Here is a 19,877-nt window from a genome sequence, read left to right as displayed (position 1 = left end):
GCGAAGGGGAAAAGCGGCATCATGCTCCTGCTCATCGACAACTATGACAGCTTTACCTACAACCTTGTGCATTATTTCGGCGAGCTGGGCGCCGAGGTGGTCGTGCGGCGCAACGATGCGCTGAACGTGCAAGAGGCGATGGGCATGGGCGCCGAGGCGATCGTGCTGTCACCCGGGCCCTGCGATCCGGAACAGGCGGGGATCTGCCTGCCACTGACCCTTGCCGCGGCCGAGGCGGGGATGCCGCTTCTGGGCGTGTGCCTGGGCCATCAGACCATCGGCCAGGCCTTTGGCGGGCGTGTCGTGCGCGCGGGCGAAATCGTGCATGGCAAGATGGGCGCGATCCACCACGCCGGAAAAGGCGTGTTCCGCGGCCTGCCCTCGCCCTTCCTGGCGACGCGCTATCACTCGTTGGTGGTGGACCGCGACAGCCTGCCCGATTGCCTGGAAATCACCGCCTGGCTGGAAGATGGCACGATCATGGGCCTGCGCCACCGCGACAAGCTGATTGAAGGGGTGCAGTTCCACCCCGAATCGATCGCGTCAGAACATGGCCACCAGCTGATCCGCAACTTTCTGCAAGAGGCAGGCGTCAGCCTGAAGGAACCCGCATGACAGGCGATATCCGCCCGCTGATCGGCCACGCCGCCGACCGCCCGCTGACCCGGGCCGAGGCCGAGGCCGCCTTTGAGGTGCTGTTCGACGGCGCCGCGACCCCGTCCCAGATGGGCGGGCTGCTGATGGCGCTGCGCACGCGGGGCGAAACGGTCGAGGAAATCACCGCCGCCGCCAGCGTGATGCGCGCCAAGATGAACCGTGTGCGCGCCCCCGAAGGCGCGATGGACATCGTCGGCACCGGGGGCGATGGCAAGGGCACGCTGAACATTTCCACCGCGACGGCCTTTGTGGTGGCGGGCGCGGGTGTGCCGGTGGCCAAGCATGGCAACCGCAACCTGTCGTCGAAATCGGGGGCGGCGGATGCGTTGAGCGCGCTGGGGCTGGATGTGATGAAGGGCCCCGAGGTGGCCGAACGCGCGCTGGACCAGGCGGGCATCGCCTTCATGATGGCGCCGATGCATCACCCGGCGATGAAGCATATCGGGCCGACGCGGGTGGAACTGGGCACGCGCACGATCTTCAACCTGCTGGGGCCGCTGACCAACCCGGCAGGCGTGAAACGGCAGCTGACCGGCGCCTTTTCGCGCCGCTGGATCCGCCCCATGGCCGAGGTGCTGCAGGCGCTTGGGTCCGAGGCGGCCTGGCTGGTGCATGGCGGCGACGGCACGGATGAGCTGTCGATCGCCGGGATCAGCTGGGTGGCCGCGCTGCAAGGCGGCACGGTGCGCGAATTCGAAATCCACCCCGAGGATGCGGGCCTGCCCGTCCATCCGTTCGAGGCGATCATCGGCGGCGAACCGGCGGAAAACGCCCGTGCCTTCGCGGGCCTGCTGGTCGGCGCGCGGGGGGCCTATCGCGATGCGGTGCTGCTGAACGCGGCCGCCGCGCTGGTGGTGGCGGGGCGCGCCGCCGATCTGAAAGAGGGCGTGGCGCTGGCATCCGAAAGCATCGACAGCGGCGCGGCACAGGCGAAACTGGATGCGCTGAAGGCGGTGACGGCATGAACATTCTGGACAGGATCAAGGCCTACAAGCTGGACGAAATCGCCGCCGCCAAGGCCGCCCGCCCGCTGGCCGAGGTTGAGGCCGCAGCGCGCGACGCGGGCCCGGTGCGTGGCTTTGCCGCGGCGCTGAGCCGCAAGGTCGCGGCCACCGGCTATGGGCTGATCGCGGAAATCAAGAAGGCCAGCCCCTCGAAAGGGCTGATCCGCCCGGATTTCGATCCCCCCGCCCTGGCCCGCGCCTATGAGGCCGGGGGCGCCGCCTGCCTGTCGGTGCTGACCGATGCGCCCAGCTTTCAGGGCGCGCCCGAATTCCTGACCGCGGCGCGCGCGGCCTGCGACCTGCCCGCGCTGCGCAAGGATTTCCTCTATGACACCTACCAGGTGGCCGAGGCCCGCGCCTGGGGCGCCGATTGCATCCTGATCATCATGGCCTCGGTCGAGGATGCGTTAGCGCGCGATCTGGAAGACGCCGCGATCCATTGGGGCATGGATGTGCTGATCGAGGTGCATGACCGCGCCGAACTGGATCGGGCGCTGGCGTTGAAATCGTCGCTGATCGGGGTAAACAACCGCAATCTCAAGACCTTCGAGGTCACACTTGATGTAACGCGTGACCTTGCGCCGCATATCCCGGCGGGCCGCGATCTGGTCTGTGAAAGCGGGCTGTTCACCCCCGCCGATCTGGCCGCGATGGCGCAGGTCGGCGCGCGGCGCTTCCTGATCGGGGAAAGCCTGATGCGGCAGGCCGATGTCGCCGCCGCCACCCGCCAGCTGCTGGAGGTCGCATGAGCCTGACACATTTCGACGATCAGGGTCAGGCGCATATGGTCGATGTTTCGGCCAAGGCGGTGACCAAACGCAGCGCCACCGCCGAAGGCGCGGTGGTGATGCAGCCCGAGACGCTGGCCCATGTGCTGGCGGGCAGTGCAAAAAAGGGTGATGTGCTGGGCATCGCGCGGGTTGCGGGGATCATGGCGGCGAAACGCACCGCTGACCTGATCCCGCTGTGCCATCCGCTGCCGATCACCAAGGTCAGCCTGGATCTGGTGCCCGATACGGCGCTGCCGGGCGTGCGGATTACCGCCACGGTCAAGACCACCGGCCAGACCGGCGTGGAGATGGAGGCGCTGACCGCGGTCAGCGTGGCGGCGCTGACGGTCTATGACATGCTGAAGGCCGTGGAAAAATCCATGCGCATCGAGGGCATTCGCGTAACCTTGAAAGAAGGCGGCAAATCAGGCCGTTACGAGGCAGAGTGATGATAACGGTCGAAGAGGCGCTGGATCGGGTTCTGGCCTTGGCGGGCCCGCCTGCAACCGAAACCGTGCCGCTGCGCGCGGCCCTTGGCCGGGTGCTGGCGGCGCCAGCGGTGGCGGGGCTGGATCAGCCGCCCTTCGCCGCCTCGGCGATGGATGGCTATGCGATCCGGGCCGAGGATCACCGCCCCGGCGCGGTGCTGACCGTGCGGGGCGAGGCCGCCGCGGGACGCGCCCACAGCGCACCGGTGGCCCCCGGTCAGGCGGTGCGCATCTTCACCGGCGCGCCGGTGCCGCCCGGTGCAGGCGCCGTCGTGCTGCAGGAAGACGTCACGCGGGCGGGCGACACGATCACCCTGCCCGACCGGCTGTCGGATCACGACAATATCCGCCCGCTGGGCCAGGATTTCCGCAAAGGTCAGGAACTGTCCGCCCCGCGTCGGCTGGGCGCCCGCGATCTGGCGCTGCTGGCGGCGATGAATGTGGCCGAGGTGGTCGTGGCGCGCCGCCCGGTCGTGGCGATCATGGCCACCGGCGATGAGCTGGTGATGCCCGGCGAGACCCCCGGCCCCGACCAGATCCTGTGTTCGAATTCCTTTGTGCTGGCGGCGCTGGCCGAAGCAGCGGGCGCCGAGGTGCGGATGCTGCCGATCGCGCGCGACACCGAAGACAGCCTGCGCTTCACCTTTGGCCTGGCGCAGGGCGCCGATCTGATCGTCACCTCAGGCGGGGCCTCGGTCGGGGAACATGATCTGGTGGGCAAGGTCGCGGCCGATCTGGGGCTGGAACGGTCCTTCTGGAAGATTGCGATGCGCCCCGGCAAGCCCCTGATGGCGGGGCGCATAGGCGCGGCGGCGATGCTGGGGCTGCCGGGCAATCCGGTTTCGGCCGTGGTTTGCGCGCATCTGTTCCTGCTGCCGCTGCTGGGCGCGATGCAGGGGCTGGACGACCGCCCCCGCCCGCTGCGCGCGGTGCTGGACGCCGATCAGGGCCCGACCGGCCCGCGTACGCATTACATGCGCGCGCGGCTGAGTCCGGGCGATGGCCTGCCCCGGATCACGCCCTTCACCAATCAGGATTCCGCCCTGCTTGGCCTTTTGGCCCAGGCCGATGCGCTGCTGATCCGGCCGATGGGCGACGGGCCACGGCGCGCGCGCGAGATCGTGGAGTATCTGCCGATCTAGGGGCTTGCACGGGGCTTGCACGCGGACGTTGACACGAAACGGGAACGCCCTTAGAACTTTGGGTGAACACCCGTGACCCCGTGATCCAGGAAGGTGCCCGATGCTGACGCGCAAACAGTTGGAACTGCTTGACTTCATCCAGAAACGGGTGGCGCGCGACGGGGTGCCCCCGTCTTTCGACGAAATGAAAGAGGCGCTGGACCTGCGGTCGAAATCCGGCATTCACCGGCTGATCACCGCGCTGGAAGAACGCGGCTTCATCCGCCGGCTGGCCCACCGCGCCCGCGCGATCGAGATCGTGAAACTGCCCGAAGCCATGGAAAAGCGCGGCTTTGCCCCGCGCGTGATTGCGGGGGAAAGGGCAGATCCGCCCAAGGACGCGCTGCCGGTGGCGGCGACCCAGGCGCTGGAACTGCCGGTGATGGGGCGCATCGCGGCGGGTGTGCCGATCGAGGCGATTTCCGAAGTGTCGCACCATGTGGCGGTGCCGGGCGCGATGCTGTCGGGCCGGGGCCAGCATTACGCGCTGGAGGTCAAGGGCGATTCGATGATCGAGGCGGGGATCAACGATGGCGACATCGTGGTGATCCGCGAACAGGGCACGGCGGACAACGGCGACATCGTCGTGGCGCTGGTCGAGGGACATGAGGCGACGTTGAAACGCTATCGCCGCCGCGGCGGGATGATCGCGCTGGAAGCGGCGAACCCGGCCTATGAAACGCGCGTTCTGCGCGAAGATCAGGTGCGCGTGCAGGGCCGCCTGGTGGGGCTGATCCGCAGCTATTGACCAGTCGCGGGTAGCCGGGGGCGGAAGCCTCCGGCGGGGATATTTGGGCAAAGCCGAAGCGGCATCGTAAGCGCCGGGGTTGCTTGATAGCGACGGGATCGGTGGGCCGGGCCTAACGGGTCCAGGGCCTGGTTCCGGCGCGGGCGGCGGTGGTTTCGATACCCCCGTCGGCCCAGATCGCCACGGCGCCGGTTGCGCGCAGGCGGGTCTGGTCCCACAGATCGCAGGCCACAGGCCCCGCGGGCGCGCGATCGGCCAGGATCACCCGCGCGCCGGGCCGGCACGCAGACGCTAGCCGCTCGACGGCCCCCTTGCCGGTCAGGTGGATCAGCGGCTGGCCCGCGAAATCCGCTTGGCGCGCGCCGTTGGGACCGGAAAATCCGGGTCGCGCAGCGGCCTGCGGGGTGCGGGCGGGATCGCCGTCGGCCTCAAGCCAGCTGTCGCCGATAAAATCCGCGCCGTTGCGGGAAAAGATCCGGCCCTCGGGGCCCATCAGACCGACAAGTTCGCCCTCGGGCGCGATCAGCAGGTCCGGGCGCTGTCCCTGCGCCCAAAGCCCGCCTGCCAACAGCACCGCCGCGACGCCGAGGCTGCGCCCCACCCCCCGCGCCAGCACCGCGACCAGCGCCCCGACCGCCATCAAGGGCAGGACGATCGGCCCGGGCGCGGGCACGGCAATGATTGCGCCATCCAGCCCGGCCACGAATTCGGCAACAAGGATCATCCAGGCGGTGCCCTGTTCCATCACCCACAGCGCCGGGCCCGCCAGACCCAGCGGTGCAAGGCAGGCCGCGATCACACCCGCGGGCATCACCAGCGTGCCCATGACCGGCACGGCCAGCAGGTTCGCCAGCAGCCCGTATTCCGACATCCGGCTGAAATGCGCGGCGGCAATCGGCGCCGTGGCCAGCCCCGCCGCCAGCGAGGAGATCACCAGCATCGCCACCGGGCGCAGTAGCGCGGGCACGCGCGGCGCCAGCCGGGCCCAGGGCTGATAGCACAGGATCAGCGCGACGGTCGCGCCGAAGGACATCTGAAACCCCGGCTCGGTCAGGCTTTCGGGTTCCCAAATCAGCAGGATCAACGCCGCCAGCGCCACCGTACGCAGCGAAAAGGCGCGCCGGTCCACCAGCACCGCCAGCAGCATCACCGCCGCCATCAGATAGGCGCGCTGCGTGGCCACCTGCGGCCCCGCAAGCCACAGATAGACCGTCGCCGCCAGAAGCGCCACCAGCGCCGCGATCTTCTTGGCAGGCCAGCGCAGCGCGGGCCTGCCCGCCGCCGCCAGCCCATAGCGCAGGGCGGCAAAGACAAAGCCCGCCAGCATGCCCATGTGCAGCCCGGAAATCGAAATGATGTGATACAGGTTCGACACCCGCATCACCTCATTCGTGGCCTCGGAAATGGCGGATCGGTCGCCGGTCATCAGCGCCGCCGCCACCGCGCCCGGCTGGCCGGGGATGCGGGCCTGAATGGCGGCTGACAGGCGCATCCGGGCGCGGTGACCGGCCAGCGCCCAGCTGTCCGGGTCGGGCGGGGCCGCAACCAGCACCGGCGCGCGCGCATAGCCCACCGCCCCCAGCCCCGCGAACCAGGCGTGACGGCGAAAGTCGTAGGCCCCCGGCGCGGCCGGGCCCGAAGGCGGCGCCAGATGGGCGGTCGTCATGACCCGCAGCCCGGGCACGGGGTTCAGATGGCCCTGATCGCCGTGCAGCGCGATGCGGATGCGCGCGGGCGTGGCGGCGGGGGCCATGCGGTCCAGCACCACCTGATCCAGCGTCAGGCGGATGCGGTCGCTGCCGGATCGGTCGATCTCGACGATGCGGCCCTCAACCGGGCCGTAATAGCGCCAGGGCAGGACGGGCGCCGCAACGGATTGCGCTCGCAGCCCCGCCAGCATCAGCCCGCAGGCCGCCAGCACCAGAAGGGCCGCGGGAAAGCGCGCAGGCTCGGGTCCGCGTGCCCAGGCCGCGGCGCCCAGCAATGCCACCGCGACGGCGCTTGCCCAGACCGCGGGCCCCGGCTCGGCGCCCGCTGCGAAATAGCCGCCGATGCCAGCCGACAGGCCAAGCGGCGCCCAAAGGAACAGCTGCGCCCGCGCCGCCGAAAGGGCCGCAAGCGGCCGGTTCGCGCCGCCCAGGGCCGCACGCCACAGGGCCGCAAGCCGCCACGCCGCCGCGCCCCTGCCCGCCATCCAAGCTGCCCCAGCCGTGGTTGCCACGCTTGTTTCTCCGCCCGTCCCTGCTTATGACCTTGCTCAAAGCCTATGGCTTCATGGTTTCCGAAAGGTTAACGCGCTTATGACCCAACAGATCGTCACCCGCTTCGCCCCCTCGCCCACGGGGTATCTGCATATCGGGGGCGCGCGCACGGCGCTGTTCAACTGGCTTTACGCGCGCGGCCGTGGCGGCAGGTTCCTGCTGCGCATCGAGGATACCGACCGCGAACGGTCCACCCCAGAGGCGACAGCAGCGATTCTTAAGGGCCTGACCTGGCTGGGCCTGGATTGGGACGGCGAGGCGGTCAGCCAGTTCGAAGGCCGCGACCGCCATGCCGAGGTGGCGCGCGAAATGCTGGCCCGTGGCGGGGCCTACAAATGCTTTTCCACGCAAGAGGAAATCGAGGCCTTTCGCGAATCTGCCCGGGCCGAGGGGAAATCGACCCTGTTCCAAAGCCCGTGGCGTGATGCCGACCCCGCGACCCACCCCGATGCGCCCTATGTGATCCGCCTGAAGGCCCCGCGCGAAGGCGTCACGGTGATCCACGATCAGGTGCAGGGCGATGTGACCTTCCGCAATGACCAGCTGGACGACATGGTTTGTTTACGGTCTGATGGTACGCCGACCTACATGTTGGCTGTTGTAGTGGATGACCATGACATGGGCGTGACCCATGTGATCCGGGGGGATGACCACCTGACCAATGCCGCACGGCAGGTGCAGATCTATCACGCGATGGGCTGGGATGTGCCGGTTTTCGCGCATATTCCGCTGATCCACGGGCCCGATGGCAAGAAACTGTCCAAGCGCCACGGCGCCGTGGGGCTCGAAGAATATCAGGCGATGGGCTACCCCGCCGCGGGCATGCGCAACTATCTGTGCCGCCTGGGCTGGAGCCACGGGGACGACGAATTCTTTACCGATGCCCAGGCCCGTGACTGGTTCGACCTGTCGGGAATCGGGCGCGCGCCGGCGCGGCTGGACTTCAAGAAGCTGGAAAACATCTGCGGCCAGCATATCGCGGTTATGGACGATGCCGCCCTGGTGACCGAGATTGAGGGCTATCTGGCCGCCGCCGGCCAGCCCGCGTTGCGCGCGGCGCAGCGCGACGGTCTGGCGCGGGCGATGTACTGCCTGAAGGATCGCGCCAAGACCTTCCCGGAACTTCTTGAAAAGGCTTATTTTGTTCTGGCAGACCGGCCGCTGGACCTGGATGATCGGGCGGCCAAGGCACTGGACCCGGTATCCCGTGGTATACTGGCAGAATTGACGCCGCATCTGCAAGATGCTAGCTGGTCACGCGAAGAGCTGGAGGCTGCCGTGCAGCGGGTTGCAGAGGCGCATGGGACGGGTCTGGGCAAGCTTGCCGCCCCCCTGCGCGCCGCCCTTGCCGGGCGCGCAGTCACCCCCAGCGTGTTCGACATGATGCTTGTGCTTGGCCGCGCCGAAACGCTGGCCAGATTGAACGACCAGGCGGCCTGAGGCCCGACCGCCTTATCCGGTCACCCGGAAACGACCCCCCGGCGCGGCCCAGCCGGACGACAGGAAAGGGATTTACATGGCAGACAAGAACAGATCCGCCACGCTGATGCTGGACAACAAAAGCTACGACCTGCCTATCATGTCGCCGACCGTCGGGCCGGATGTGCTGGATATCCGCAAGCTTTATGGTCAGGCCGATGTTTTCACCTTCGACCCCGGGTTCACCTCAACCGCGTCCTGCGAATCCGCGATCACCTATATCGACGGTGACAAGGGTGAACTGCTGCACCGCGGCTATCCGATCGAACAGCTGGCGCATCATTCGCACTATCTGGAAGTCTGCTACCTGCTGCTGAACGGCGAACTGCCGAACCGCCAGAAGATGGAGGATTTCGAAAACCGCATCACCCGCCACACGATGCTGCACGAACAGATCCACTATTTCTTCCGCGGGTTCCGGCGTGACAGCCACCCGATGGCGACGATGGTGGGCGTGGTCGGCGCGCTGTCGGCCTTCTATCACGACAGCCTTGACATCAACGATCCCTGGCACCGTGAGGTCGCCGCGATCCGCATGATCGCCAAGCTGCCCACGATCGCGGCAATGGCCTATAAATATTCGATCGGCCAGCCCTTCGTCTATCCGCGCAATGATCTGGATTACGCGTCGAACTTCCTGCACATGTGCTTCTCGGTCCCGGCCGAGGAATACAAGGTTCAGCCCGCGCTTGCCAAGGCGATGGACCGGATCATGATGCTGCATGCCGACCACGAACAGAACGCGTCGACCTCGACCGTGCGTCTGGCGGGGTCGTCGGGGGCCAACCCGTTTGCCTGCATCGCGGCCGGTATCGCCTGTCTCTGGGGGCCGGCGCATGGCGGCGCCAACCAGGCCTGCCTGGAAATGCTGCGCGAAATCGGCACCGTGGACCGCATCCCCGAATTCGTGGCCCGCGCCAAGGACAAGAACGATCCCTTCCGCCTGATGGGCTTTGGCCACCGCGTCTACAAGAACTTCGACCCGCGCGCCAAGGTGATGAAGGAATCCGCCGATGAGGTGCTGGGCCTTCTGGGGGTGGACAACAACCCGATCCTGCAGGTCGCCAAGGAACTGGAACGGATCGCGCTGGAAGATGAATATTTCGTCTCGAAGAAGCTCTATCCGAACGTCGATTTCTATTCGGGCATCATCCTTGAGGCGATGGGCTTCCCCACCTCGATGTTCACGCCGATCTTCGCGCTGTCGCGCACGGTGGGCTGGATTTCGCAGTGGAAAGAGATGATCGACGATCCGCAACTGAAGATCGGCCGCCCGCGCCAGCTTTATACCGGCCCGGCCAAGCGCGACTATCAGGACGTGGACAAGCGCTAAGGATTGCGCCCATTCTGAAAGGGGCCGGGGGAAACCCTGGCCCCTTTTCGCATGCCCCGATGATCACCGGCAGGACCGCCCCGATGACCGATGCCCCGATCCGCTTTCGCCCGCATCACTTCCTCTGTGCCCTGGGTTTTGAGGGCAAGGGCTATTCCGAAGACTTCACCGCGAACATGGTCGCGATCGTTGACGCCCGGCTGCGCGCGCCCGGCGGGGGCGATGTCCAGATCGAGGTGACGGCCACGGCCGATGCGATCTGCACCCCCTGCCCCTCCCGCCGGGGCGCGGGCTGCGTAAGCGCGGACCGGATTGCGCGGCTGGATGCGGCCCATGCCCGCGCCTTGGGGCTGGCGGCCGGCGACCGGATCAGCTGGGCCGCGGCGCAGGCGCGGATGCGCGCCCTGCCGCCGGGCATCTTGCAAGACATCTGCGCGCCCTGTCAGTGGCTGGCGCTTGGCATGTGCGAAGCGGCGCTGGCGCGGCTACAGGCGCAAAACTGAAAACGCCGCCCCGGGGGGCGGCGCCTGTTTGATTTCTAGGGCCGATGGCGCGGCGGTTCAGCCGCGGCGCGCCTTCAGCACGTTCCAGCCGCCGGCCACGATCAGCGCGGCCAGAACCGCCTTGACCACATCGCCCGCCAGGAAGGGCAGCATCCAGCCTGCCATCAGATCGGGCACCGACTTGCCCATCACCAGCGCGGGCCAGGCCAGACCCGGCAGATACAGCACCGCCGAGGCAACCAGCGCCGCCACCGACAGGCCCAGCACCGATTTCACACCGCGATCCGAGGCAAAGCCCACCACCGCGACCATCGCGAGAAAGCCGAACAGGAAACCGGCCGTCGGCCCGACCAGCGCCGCCGCCGAAGCACCGCCCGCAAAGACCGGCAGCCCCGAGGCGCCCTGCATCAGCCAGGCGGCAACGGTTGCCAGCCCCATCCGCGCGCCCATCGTCATGCCGACGGTCAGAATCGCCAGCGTCTGCAGCGTCATCGGCACCGGGAACATCGGAACCGACACCTGCGAGGCCGCCGCGATCAGGAAGGAACCGCCCAGCACCATCGCGGCGCGGGTGGCAAGCGTCTGAGAGGGCACAAGGGCCTTCGAAAGCGTCATGGATCGGACCTTTCCACTGAAATCCATCTTGCGCGCACTTTTGCCGCATGGCGGTCGCTTGTCAACGTCGCAGCGCGGCGGATGCGCGATGTTGCAAAGGCTTTGCCCATGCCTTGCGCAAATTTGCAAATTCAGCGGCACCCCTGCCCCCGCGCGCTCTGGCCGCAGGCGGGGGCAGGGGCAGCCCCTTGCGCGCAAGGCAAAGCTGTGCAAATTCCAACACCATGAGCACGCCCCAGACCCCCCCGCCTGTCACCCCCTCGATCACCGCCCCGATTGCGCTTGTTACCGGCGCCTCGCGCGGGCTTGGCGCGGCGTTATGCGAGGCACTGGCCCGTGCCGGCTGGCATGTGATGGCCGTGGCCCGCACCACTGGCGCGCTGGAAGAACTGGACGACAGGATCCAGGCCGCAGGCGGGCGTGCCAGCCTGGCGCCGATGGATGTGACCGATCCCGAGGCGATGAAACATCTGGCGCAATCGGTCGCCGCGCGCTGGGGCGGGGTCCAGCTGTGGGCGCATTGCGCGATCCACGCCGCGCCGCTGGCGCCCGCGGCCCATATCGATGCCAAGGACATGGCGAAATCCATCGCCACCAATGTCGCCGCCACCGCGACCCTGATCCCGCTGGTCGAGCCGCTGCTGCGCGCGGGCAACGGCACCGCCATGTTCTTTGATGATGACCACGCGGGCGAAAAATTCTTTGGCGCCTATGGGGCCACCAAGGCCGCGCAGATCGCGCTGGCGCGCAGCTGGCAGGCCGAGACGGCCAAGATCGGCCCGCGCGTGCTGATCGACCGGCCCGCGCCCATGCCCACCGCGACGCGGGCGCGTTTCTTCCCCGGCGAAGACCGCGCGCCGCTGGCCGATCCGCATGCCGAGGCCCGCCGCATCCTGACACTGCTGTGATCCCCGCGGGCGGCCAGATTTCGGCCCGCCCCCCGCCCGGATCGCTTTACGCCCCCCGGCCCGCGCGCTAAGCAGGACCAAACGGTCTGTGACAAGTCGGGGGACGCATGCGGATACTCATCACCAATGACGACGGGATCAATGCACCGGGCCTTGAGGTTCTGACACAGATCGCCGCCGAAATCGCCGGCCCCGAGGGCGAGGTCTGGACCGTGGCGCCCGCCTTTGAACAATCGGGCGTGGCCCATGCCATCAGCTACACCCATCCGATGATGATCGCCAAGCTGGGCGAGCGGCGCTATGCCGCCGAGGGCAGCCCCGCCGATTGCGTTCTGGCCGGCCTCTATGAGGTGTTGCAGGGCGCGCGCCCCGATCTGGTTCTGTCGGGCGTCAACCGGGGCAACAATTCGGGCGAAAACGCCATGTATTCCGGCACGCTGGGCGGCGCGATGGAGGCGGCGCTGCAGGGCGTTCCGGCGATTGCGCTGTCGCAATTCCTGGGGCCGCGGACGCAGGAACTGGCCGATCCGTTCGAGGCCGCGCGGGTGCATGGCGCGGGCGTCGTGCGCGCGCTTCTGGATCGCGGCATCTGGGATGAGGGCGATTACCGCTGTTTCTACAACGTCAATTTCCCGCCCGTTCCGGCCGCCGAGGTCAAGGGCCACCGGGTCGCGGCCCAGGGCTTCCGGCGCGAGACCTTCTTTGGCGTCGAGCCGCATATCTCGCCCTCGGGGCGCAAGTTCCTGTGGATCAAGGGCGGGCCGCAACACCTGCCAAGCGCGCCGGGCACGGATGTGGCGGTGAACCTGGACGGCTATGTCGCGATCACGCCGATGCGCGCGGATCTGACCGCGCATGACCTGCTGGCCGATCTGACGGCGCGGCTGGCATGACCGAGGGCGCGCCAGAGAAGGCCAGCATCGCCGAACGCAAGATGCGCTTTCTCTTCGCGCTGCGTTCCAAGGGCGTGACGGATGCGCGCGTGCTCTCGGCGATGGAACGGGTCGACCGGGGGCTGTTCGTCAAGGGCATCTTCGCCGAACGCGCCTATGAGGACATGCCCCTGCCGATCGCCTGCGGGCAGACGATTTCCCAGCCCTCGGTCGTGGGGCTGATGACCCAGGCGCTCCAGGTGGGGCCGCGCGACACGGTGTTGGAAATCGGCACCGGATCCGGCTATCAGGCGGCGATCCTGGCGGGGCTGGCGCGGCGCGTCTATACCGTCGACCGTCACCGCCGCCTGGTGCGCGAGGCCGAGGCGCTGTTTCGGCAGCTGCACCTGAGCAACATCACCGCGCTGGCCATCGACGGGTCGCGCGGCCTGCCCGAACAGGCGCCCTTTGATCGTATCATCGTGACCGCCGCCGCCGAGGACCCGCCCGGCCCGCTCTTGGCGCAGTTGAAGATCGGGGGTATCATGGTGCTTCCCGTTGGCCAGTCCGACACGGTGCAAAGCCTGATCCGCGTGCGGCGCCTGGAAACGGGGTATGACTATGAAGAATTGCGCCCGGTGCGCTTTGTCCCGCTTGTCGAAGGCATGGCGAACGACTGACCCCCGGACGCGATCCGAAAAAAGGCCCGGCCACAGGGCCAGACGGAACAAGGAATGAGGAACGAGCCGATGATCCACACCCTGCCCGCCCGCCTGCGCCACGGCCTGATCCTTGGGGCAAGCGCGCTTGCGCTGGCCGCCTGCGAACCCGATGGCAGCTTCGATGGCGATCTGCGGCATTTCGGGCGCACCGGCTTTGACACATCGGCCGCGGCGCGGCAGGCTACCGCGGCCCGGCCCGCCCCCGATGCGCGCGGCGTGATTTCCTACCCGACCTATCAGGTGGCCGTGGCCAATCAGGGCGACAGCGTCACCGCGATTGCCGCGCGGGTGGGGCTGAATGCCGAAGAGCTGGCCCGCTACAATGCGCTGCGCCCCGAAACGACGCTGAACCGCGGCGAGATCCTGGCCCTGCCGCGCCGCGTCACCGAACCCGCCGCCGGCAGCACCACGCCCGGGGCGATCGGGGGGGAACGCATCGACATCACCTCGATCGCATCGACGGCGATCGACCGCGCCACCGGCACGCAAAGCCCGGCCCCCGCGCCCACCGCCACCGCCCCGGCCGGGCCCGAGCCCACGCGCCACAAGGTCGCCCGCGGCGAAACCGCCTATTCCATCGCGCGCTATTACAATGTCAGCGTCCGCGCGCTGGCCGACTGGAACGGCCTGCCCGCCGACATGAGCGTGCGTGAAGGCCAGTATCTGATGATCCCCGTTGCCGCCGCGACCCCGCCCGCGGCCGCGATTGCCAGCGCGCCGGGCGCAGGATCGGCCACGCCAACGCCGCCCTCGGCCGCCCAGCCCCTGCCCGCCGAAACGCCGCCCGCCGCCGCCGCCCCGACCGCGACACCCCCGGCCCCCGATCTGGGCGCAACGCGCACCCAGGCTTCGGCCGCGGGCAAGATGCAGATGCCGGTTCAGGGCGCGATCATCCGGCCCTATGTCAAAAAGAAAAACGACGGGGTCGATATTGCCGCCGCCCCCGGCACGCCCGTGAAGGCCGCCGAGGCCGGCACCGTCGCCGCCATCACCAAGGACACCGGGCAGGTGCCGATCCTGGTGCTGCGCCATGACAACGGGCTTTTGACGGTCTACGCCAATATTGACGCCCCCACCGTCGCCAAGGGCGCCCGCGTCAGCCGCGGCCAGACCATCGCCAAGGTCCGCGCCAGCGACCCCGGCTTCCTTCATTTTGAGGTCCGCGACGGGTTCGAAAGCGTCGATCCGATGAAATACCTGCAATAAGACCAGCGCGCATCGCTGGCTGCCCAATGAAAAACGGCCCCCGCAGGGGCCGTTTTTCATTGTCCGGGGTCGGTTACAGCGCGATGCCGCGCCGTCCGGCCAGATCGGTAAAATACTGCCACGCGACCCGGCCCGACCGCGCCCCGCGCGTCGCCTGCCATTCGATCGACTCGGCGCGCAGATCCTCGGGGGCGATGTCCACGCCATAGGCCGCGCAATAGCCCTCGATCATCGCCAGGAATTCATCCTGCCCGCAGGGGTGGAAGCCCAGCCACAGGCCGAACCGGTCCGACAGTGACACCTTTTCCTCAACCGCCTCGGACGGGTTGATCGCGCTGGAGCGTTCATTCTCAATCATGTCGCGCGGCATCAGATGGCGGCGGTTCGAGGTGGCATAAAAGATCACGTTCGACGGCCGGCCTTCGATCCCGCCGTCCAGAACGGCCTTCAGCGATTTGTAATGCTGATCATCGTGGCTGAAGGACAGGTCGTCGCAAAACAGCACAAAGCGCTTGTCGGTCGCCGCGCGCAAATGGCCCAGCAACCGCCCGACCGAGGGCAGATCCTCGCGCGCCAGTTCGACCAGCTTCAGCGCCAGCCCCTGGGCCAGAACCTCGGCATGGACCGCCTTGACCAGGGACGACTTGCCCATCCCCCGCGCGCCCCACAGCAACGCATTGTTGGCCGCCGCGCCGCGCGCGAATTGCAGCGTATTGGCCAGCAACGTGTCACGCGCCCGGTCAATGCCGCGCAACAGCCGCAGATCGACGCGGTTGACCTGCGCCACCGGGGCCAGCTGTTCGGGCGCGCTGTGCCAGACAAAGGCCTGCGCCGCCGAAAAATCCGGTGCCGCCAGTGGCGCGGGCGCAAGCCGTTCCAGCGCGGCGGCGATCCGGTCTAGCGGGTCGGTCATTTCGCGGCCTCTTCGTCCTCATCCTCTTCGACCCAAAGGCCTTCGGCGCGCAGACGCGCCTCGCGCGCCTTTTCGATACGGCGGACCAGGAAGATCGAGATTTCATATAGCGGATAGACCACGCCAAACAGGATCAGCTGGGTGACGACGTCGGGCGGAGTGACCAGTGCGGCCACGCCCAGGATCAGCACGATGGCATATTTGCGCACCCGCCCCAGCCCCTTGGCCGACACCAGCCCCGCCTTGCCCATCAGCGTCAGCAGAACCGGAAGCTGGAAGCACAGCCCGAAGGCGATAATCATCTTGAGAGAGATATCCAGCGTTTCATTGACCTTGCCCTGGAACACGATCGAGATGCCTTCGCTGGGCGTGGGCGGTTCGGTCACGGGGGCGTCGGACAGGGTCGGCAGGATCGCGCTGACGATGGACGAGGCATCGGCAAAGCCCAGGAAAAAGCCCATGGCCAGCGGCGTCACAACGTAATGCGCAAAGATCGCCCCCACCAGGAACAGCAGCGGAGAGGAAATCAGGAAGGGCAGAAAGGCCGATTTTTCGCTGCGATACAGGCCCGGCGCGATGAAACGCCACAGCTGATAGCCGATCACCGGGAAGGACAGCACAAGCCCCCCCACCATGGAAATGCGGATCAGCGTGAAGAAATATTCCTGCGGCGCGGTATATTGCATCACCGGGTTGGGGTCGCCCAGATCGCGCATGGTCTGTTCGATCGGCCCCAGCAAAAAGCCCAGAATCGGTTCCGCCGCGGCAAAGCACAGCACCATGGCACCGATGAAGGCGCTGACCGACCAGATCAGCCGCTTTCTCAATTCGGCAAGATGCTCGATCAGCGGGGCGGCGGTGTCGTCGATGTCTTCCTTCGCGCTCATGCGTCACCCTTCTTGGCGGGGCTTTTCCGGGGCGCCGCCTTGGTCGCCGGCTTGGCCGCCTCTTTCCCAGGGGCCTTCGCCGCGGATTTGGTGGCGGCCTTGGCGGGGGCGGCCTCGGATTTCGGGGCCTTGGGCTTGGCGGTCCGGGGGGCTTTGGGCTTCGCTTCGGCGGATTTTGGCGCCGCCTCCACCGCCGTAGCGGCAGCCGGTGCAGCGGCGGCCGGATCGGGGCTGGCGCCCGCGGTATCGGCCTTGCCCGGCAGCTTCGGTTCCCATTTCTCGAACTTGGACGCGGCTTCTTCCAGCGCATCCAGGCCCAGCGACTTCTTGGACGCCAGACCTTTCAGATCCTTGAGATCGCTGGCCGCCTCTTTCAGGCCGCTGTCGCTGGCCGCATCTTCCATCGCCCGCGAAAATTCACGCGCCATCCCGCGCGCACGCGCGGTAAACCGGCCCAGCGTGTGGAACATGCCAGGCAGATCCTTTGGCCCCACCACGATCAGCGCAACGACGCCGATCACGAGAAGCTCGCTCCAACCGATATCGAACATGGGTTCCCTGGCCTCCGGCCCGGATCAAGGCCCCGGCGGGGCCGGCAGGTTCAGACCTTGTCTTTGTCTTTTTCGGGGGTCACGTCGCGGGCTGCCTGCGCCGAGGCATCCTCGATTTCCTGACCGCCATCCTTGACGCCCTTCTTGAAGGCGGTGATGCCCTTGCCGACTTCGCCCATCAGGGACGAAATCTTGCCGCGGCCGAAAAGCACCAGCACCACGATCGCGATGAGCAGAAGGCCGGGAAGGCCGATGTTGTTGAGCATGTCATTCTCCTCCGACGGCGGGATCAGGCCCGCGTCAAACATAACCTCTCATTTATGACCTCTCGCGCGCCGATCAAAGCCCCTTCGACCGCATCGGGCGATATTTTTCCACCCCACCGCTGGCAGGCGCGGCCCGGCGGGGCTAGGCTGCGCCCATCGCACCCGGAGGGATCATGGCCGACGCCGACTATCTGACCGCCTTTGTCACGCTGTTCGTGGTCGTGGACCCGATCGGACTTGCGCCGCTGTTCATCGCGTTGACGCAAGGCATTGACGCGCGCGCGCGGCTGCGCATGGGGCTGCGCGCGGTGCTGATCGCGGCGGTGCTGCTGACGCTGTTCGGGCTTTTGGGCGACAAGCTGCTGGGGGCGATCGGCATTTCCATGCCGGCCTTCCGCATCGCGGGCGGGGTTCTGTTGTTCCTGACCGCGATGGACATGCTGTTCGAACGCCGCACCCAGCGCCGCGAGGGGCAGCACCCCGAACCGACCCATGATCCGTCGGTCTTTCCGCTGGCCACGCCGCTGATCGCGGGACCCGGGGCGATGGCCACGATGATCCTGCTGGCCGGGGCGCCGGGGGCGGATCTGACCCATGTGGTGCTGGTGCATGGGGTGATGTTTGCGGTGCTGGCCTGCGTGCTGGCGATGTTCTTGCTGGCCCCCCCGGTCGAGCGCGCGCTGGGGCGGACCGGCACGATGGTTGTGACGCGGCTGCTGGGGATGCTGCTGGCGGCGCTGTCGATCCAGTTCATTCTGGATGGCCTGCGCGGCGCAGGCGTCTTCACGGGCGCCGGGGCGTGACATCGGCGCCCGCTATACCTACATCGCAGACAGCCAAACCGCAGCCAGGGGGATGATGATCCGATGTCCGATGATGACTTTGCCCGGCTGATCTATCTTTCGCTGCTGTTTCTGGCGGTGGGGGGCTATCTTCTGGTTGAGTTGCGCCGAAAGCCCGGCCGGGCGATGCAGCAGATGGCGATCTGGGGGCTGATCTTTCTGGGCGTGATCGGGGCCGCGGGCCTGTGGCAGGATCTGCGCCACGACCTGATGCCGCGCCAATCCGCGATCGGCGACAACCGGATCGAGGCGCCGCTGGCCGCCGATGGCCATTACTATCTGACCGCCGAGGTGAACGGCGTGCCGGTGCGCTTTGTCGTCGATACCGGCGCCAGCGACATCGTGCTGACGCGGCGCGATGCCGAACGCGCGGGCATTGCCACGGCGGGGCTGGCCTTCATCGGGCAGGCGCAGACCGCCAATGGCCTGGTCGCCACCGCGCCGGTGCGGCTGGACAGCCTAGCCCTGGGCCCGATCCATGACCGGAACCTGCGCGCGGTGGTCAATGGCGGGCAGATGGATACCTCGCTTCTGGGCATGGCCTATCTGACGCGCTTTGCCCGGGTGGAATTCAGCCGCGACCGGCTGGTGCTGGAACGCTGATCAGATCCAGTCCTTCCACTTGAAAAACGCCCAAGTGCCCACCGCCGATGCCAGCATCAGCACCAGCGTCACCGGATAACCCCAAGGATGGGCCAGTTCGGGCATGCGTGCGAAATTCATCCCATAGATCGAGGCGATCAGCGTGGGCGGCACGAAGGGCGCGGCCACCACCGTCACCAGCCGCACCGTATTGTTCTGCGCCAGATTGATCATCCCCAGCGTCGCATCGACATTCAGCGACAGCCGCGCCGACAGGAAATCACCATGCTCGTTCAGCGACCGGATATCGCGCATCTGGCCTTCGACAATGGCGCGCAGCTCTTTGCCCTGCGCGCGCGGCGCCAGCGTCTGGGCAAAGAACGACAGGGCGCGTTCCAGCGTCAGCAACGCCAGCCGCACCCGGCCCAGCACCTCGCCCTGCTGGCCGATCTTTTCCAGCGCCCCCTGCAACTGCCCCGAGGTCTGCCCCCGCCCGCCCAGAACCGCGCTGGACACCGCATCAAGCGCCCGGCCCACCCCTTCCAGGATATCGGCCAGACGGGCGACGATTTCCTCGATCAACCCCATGAATATCTGCTCGGCCCCCGCGATGCCCGCGGCCGATCGGTCCGCGCGCAACGGAAAGGTGTCAAAGGACCGCGGCGCATGGTGGCGCACGGTGACAAGCCGCCCTTCGGTCAGGATGAAACTGACCGGGCCCGCGATCTGCCGGTCATCAGGGGCCCGGCCCGGCAGGACCACCGTCATCACATCGGCCCCCGATTCGCGGTAAAGCCGGTTCGATATCTCGATCTCTTCCATGTCGGCCAGGCTTGGCACCTCAACGCCCAGCCGCGCCAGGGCGGCCACCTCCTCGGGGGCAGGCGCCTGCAGGTCGATCCAGACCGCGGCGGCCGGATCGGCATCGGGGTCCAGACGGATCAGGCCGCCGGGGCCGGAACTGTAGCAGTGCATCATCGCATTTCCCCTGCAGGGACGGGTTTCGCCCCTTAGAGGCTGATCCGAAACTGGTGGAGTGAATTCAGCAGGTTGTGATTCTGTTCGGTTGTAAAGCTGAACGGAGATCAC

At 67.5% G+C, this 19,877-nt stretch carries 22 protein-coding genes; 15 read left to right on the top strand and 7 right to left on the bottom strand.

The window, feature by feature from the left end; translation table 11 throughout:
- The first annotated feature begins 21 nt into the window (after positions 1 to 21).
- The 6 genes from MXB90_RS11700 to lexA all read left to right on the top strand — a co-directional run bounded on the left by MXB90_RS11700 (position 22) and on the right by lexA (position 4,848).
- Positions 22 to 615 carry an anthranilate synthase component II gene (locus MXB90_RS11700; RefSeq protein ID WP_250044950.1) on the top strand — a complete coding sequence of 198 codons (594 nt, stop codon included), beginning with the start codon at positions 22 to 24 and terminating at the stop codon, positions 613 to 615.
- Positions 612 to 1,622 carry an anthranilate phosphoribosyltransferase gene (trpD, locus tag MXB90_RS11695; RefSeq protein WP_250044947.1) on the top strand — a complete coding sequence of 337 codons (1,011 nt, stop codon included), beginning with the start codon at positions 612 to 614 and terminating at the stop codon, positions 1,620 to 1,622. Before MXB90_RS11700 ends, trpD begins: the two co-directional genes overlap by 4 nt.
- Complete coding sequence (trpC, locus tag MXB90_RS11690) at positions 1,619 to 2,410, top strand: indole-3-glycerol phosphate synthase TrpC (protein WP_250044944.1); 792 nt, start codon at positions 1,619 to 1,621, stop codon at positions 2,408 to 2,410. The genes trpD and trpC overlap by 4 nt, the downstream gene beginning before the upstream one ends.
- Positions 2,407 to 2,880 (top strand): cyclic pyranopterin monophosphate synthase MoaC, encoded by a 474-nt coding sequence (moaC, locus tag MXB90_RS11685; RefSeq protein ID WP_250044942.1) that lies wholly within the window; start codon positions 2,407 to 2,409, stop codon positions 2,878 to 2,880. The genes trpC and moaC overlap by 4 nt, the downstream gene beginning before the upstream one ends.
- A complete protein-coding gene (locus tag MXB90_RS11680; protein WP_250044940.1) occupies positions 2,880 to 4,061 on the top strand; it encodes a molybdopterin molybdotransferase MoeA in 1,182 nt (393 codons plus the stop codon). The genes moaC and MXB90_RS11680 overlap by 1 nt, the downstream gene beginning before the upstream one ends.
- Before the next feature lie 100 nt (positions 4,062 to 4,161).
- The gene (lexA, locus tag MXB90_RS11675) at positions 4,162 to 4,848 is read left to right on the top strand and encodes a transcriptional repressor LexA (RefSeq protein ID WP_250044932.1); all 687 of its coding nucleotides are present in this window, start codon (positions 4,162 to 4,164) and stop codon (positions 4,846 to 4,848) included.
- Positions 4,849 to 4,960: 112 nt separating this feature from the next.
- Here lexA and MXB90_RS11670 read toward each other — a convergent pair whose 3' ends face one another.
- Positions 4,961 to 7,042, bottom strand: a complete 2,082-nt coding sequence (locus tag MXB90_RS11670; RefSeq protein ID WP_250044924.1) for a ComEC/Rec2 family competence protein — start codon at positions 7,040 to 7,042, stop codon at positions 4,961 to 4,963.
- 106 nt (positions 7,043 to 7,148) lie between these two features.
- On the opposite strand from MXB90_RS11670, the gene gltX reads away from it, so the two are divergent.
- From gltX to MXB90_RS11655, 3 genes are all read left to right on the top strand, one after another.
- Positions 7,149 to 8,549 (top strand): glutamate--tRNA ligase, encoded by a 1,401-nt coding sequence (gene gltX, locus MXB90_RS11665; RefSeq protein ID WP_250044922.1) that lies wholly within the window; start codon positions 7,149 to 7,151, stop codon positions 8,547 to 8,549.
- Positions 8,550 to 8,625: 76 nt separating this feature from the next.
- Entirely contained in the window at positions 8,626 to 9,921 is a 1,296-nt protein-coding gene (locus MXB90_RS11660; RefSeq protein WP_250044920.1) for a citrate synthase, read from the top strand.
- 83 nt (positions 9,922 to 10,004) lie between these two features.
- Positions 10,005 to 10,424 carry a DUF1284 domain-containing protein gene (locus MXB90_RS11655; RefSeq protein WP_250044914.1) on the top strand — a complete coding sequence of 140 codons (420 nt, stop codon included), beginning with the start codon at positions 10,005 to 10,007 and terminating at the stop codon, positions 10,422 to 10,424.
- Between the two features lie 57 nt (positions 10,425 to 10,481).
- Here MXB90_RS11655 and MXB90_RS11650 read toward each other — a convergent pair whose 3' ends face one another.
- Positions 10,482 to 11,039 (bottom strand): biotin transporter BioY, encoded by a 558-nt coding sequence (locus MXB90_RS11650; RefSeq protein ID WP_250044913.1) that lies wholly within the window; start codon positions 11,037 to 11,039, stop codon positions 10,482 to 10,484.
- A 224-nt stretch (positions 11,040 to 11,263) separates the two neighbouring features.
- Between MXB90_RS11650 and MXB90_RS11645 the strand changes: the two genes are divergently transcribed.
- From MXB90_RS11645 to MXB90_RS11630, 4 genes are all read left to right on the top strand, one after another.
- A complete protein-coding gene (locus MXB90_RS11645; protein WP_250044911.1) occupies positions 11,264 to 11,947 on the top strand; it encodes an SDR family NAD(P)-dependent oxidoreductase in 684 nt (227 codons plus the stop codon).
- Between the two features lie 107 nt (positions 11,948 to 12,054).
- The gene (gene surE, locus MXB90_RS11640) at positions 12,055 to 12,840 is read left to right on the top strand and encodes a 5'/3'-nucleotidase SurE (protein WP_250044909.1); all 786 of its coding nucleotides are present in this window, start codon (positions 12,055 to 12,057) and stop codon (positions 12,838 to 12,840) included.
- Complete coding sequence (locus MXB90_RS11635) at positions 12,837 to 13,499, top strand: protein-L-isoaspartate(D-aspartate) O-methyltransferase (protein WP_250044906.1); 663 nt, start codon at positions 12,837 to 12,839, stop codon at positions 13,497 to 13,499. The genes surE and MXB90_RS11635 overlap by 4 nt, the downstream gene beginning before the upstream one ends.
- Before the next feature lie 54 nt (positions 13,500 to 13,553).
- Positions 13,554 to 14,747 carry a peptidoglycan DD-metalloendopeptidase family protein gene (locus tag MXB90_RS11630; protein WP_250044904.1) on the top strand — a complete coding sequence of 398 codons (1,194 nt, stop codon included), beginning with the start codon at positions 13,554 to 13,556 and terminating at the stop codon, positions 14,745 to 14,747.
- A gap of 73 nt (positions 14,748 to 14,820) precedes the next feature.
- Here MXB90_RS11630 and MXB90_RS11625 read toward each other — a convergent pair whose 3' ends face one another.
- From MXB90_RS11625 to MXB90_RS11610, 4 genes are read right to left on the bottom strand one after another with little or no spacing between them, the layout of a single operon-like run.
- On the bottom strand, positions 14,821 to 15,660 hold the full coding sequence (locus tag MXB90_RS11625; protein WP_250044902.1) for an ATP-binding protein: 840 nt from the start codon (positions 15,658 to 15,660) through the stop codon (positions 14,821 to 14,823).
- Positions 15,657 to 16,547 carry a twin-arginine translocase subunit TatC gene (tatC, locus tag MXB90_RS11620; protein WP_250044900.1) on the bottom strand — a complete coding sequence of 297 codons (891 nt, stop codon included), beginning with the start codon at positions 16,545 to 16,547 and terminating at the stop codon, positions 15,657 to 15,659. The genes MXB90_RS11625 and tatC overlap by 4 nt, the downstream gene beginning before the upstream one ends.
- A complete protein-coding gene (tatB, locus tag MXB90_RS11615) occupies positions 16,544 to 17,098 on the bottom strand; it encodes a Sec-independent protein translocase protein TatB (protein ID WP_250044898.1) in 555 nt (184 codons plus the stop codon). Before tatB ends, tatC begins: the two co-directional genes overlap by 4 nt.
- A gap of 50 nt (positions 17,099 to 17,148) precedes the next feature.
- On the bottom strand, positions 17,149 to 17,364 hold the full coding sequence (locus MXB90_RS11610) for a twin-arginine translocase TatA/TatE family subunit (RefSeq protein ID WP_250045114.1): 216 nt from the start codon (positions 17,362 to 17,364) through the stop codon (positions 17,149 to 17,151).
- A gap of 173 nt (positions 17,365 to 17,537) precedes the next feature.
- Between MXB90_RS11610 and MXB90_RS11605 the strand changes: the two genes are divergently transcribed.
- Both MXB90_RS11605 and MXB90_RS11600 read left to right on the top strand, forming a co-directional pair.
- Positions 17,538 to 18,167, top strand: coding sequence for a MarC family protein (locus MXB90_RS11605; protein WP_250044891.1), 630 nt, complete (start codon positions 17,538 to 17,540; stop codon positions 18,165 to 18,167).
- A gap of 63 nt (positions 18,168 to 18,230) precedes the next feature.
- Positions 18,231 to 18,809 (top strand): retropepsin-like aspartic protease family protein, encoded by a 579-nt coding sequence (locus tag MXB90_RS11600; RefSeq protein ID WP_250044889.1) that lies wholly within the window; start codon positions 18,231 to 18,233, stop codon positions 18,807 to 18,809.
- Here MXB90_RS11600 and MXB90_RS11595 read toward each other — a convergent pair whose 3' ends face one another.
- A complete protein-coding gene (locus tag MXB90_RS11595) occupies positions 18,810 to 19,766 on the bottom strand; it encodes a magnesium transporter CorA family protein (RefSeq protein ID WP_250044886.1) in 957 nt (318 codons plus the stop codon).
- Positions 19,767 to 19,877 lie beyond the last annotated feature (111 nt).

It is taken from the genome of Phaeovulum molybdatiresistens, assembly GCF_023544865.1.
Taxonomy (GTDB): domain Bacteria; phylum Pseudomonadota; class Alphaproteobacteria; order Rhodobacterales; family Rhodobacteraceae; genus Pontitalea.
The sequence above is the reverse complement of the archived record's forward strand: the minus strand, read 5'-3'. Positions and strand labels throughout refer to the sequence as shown.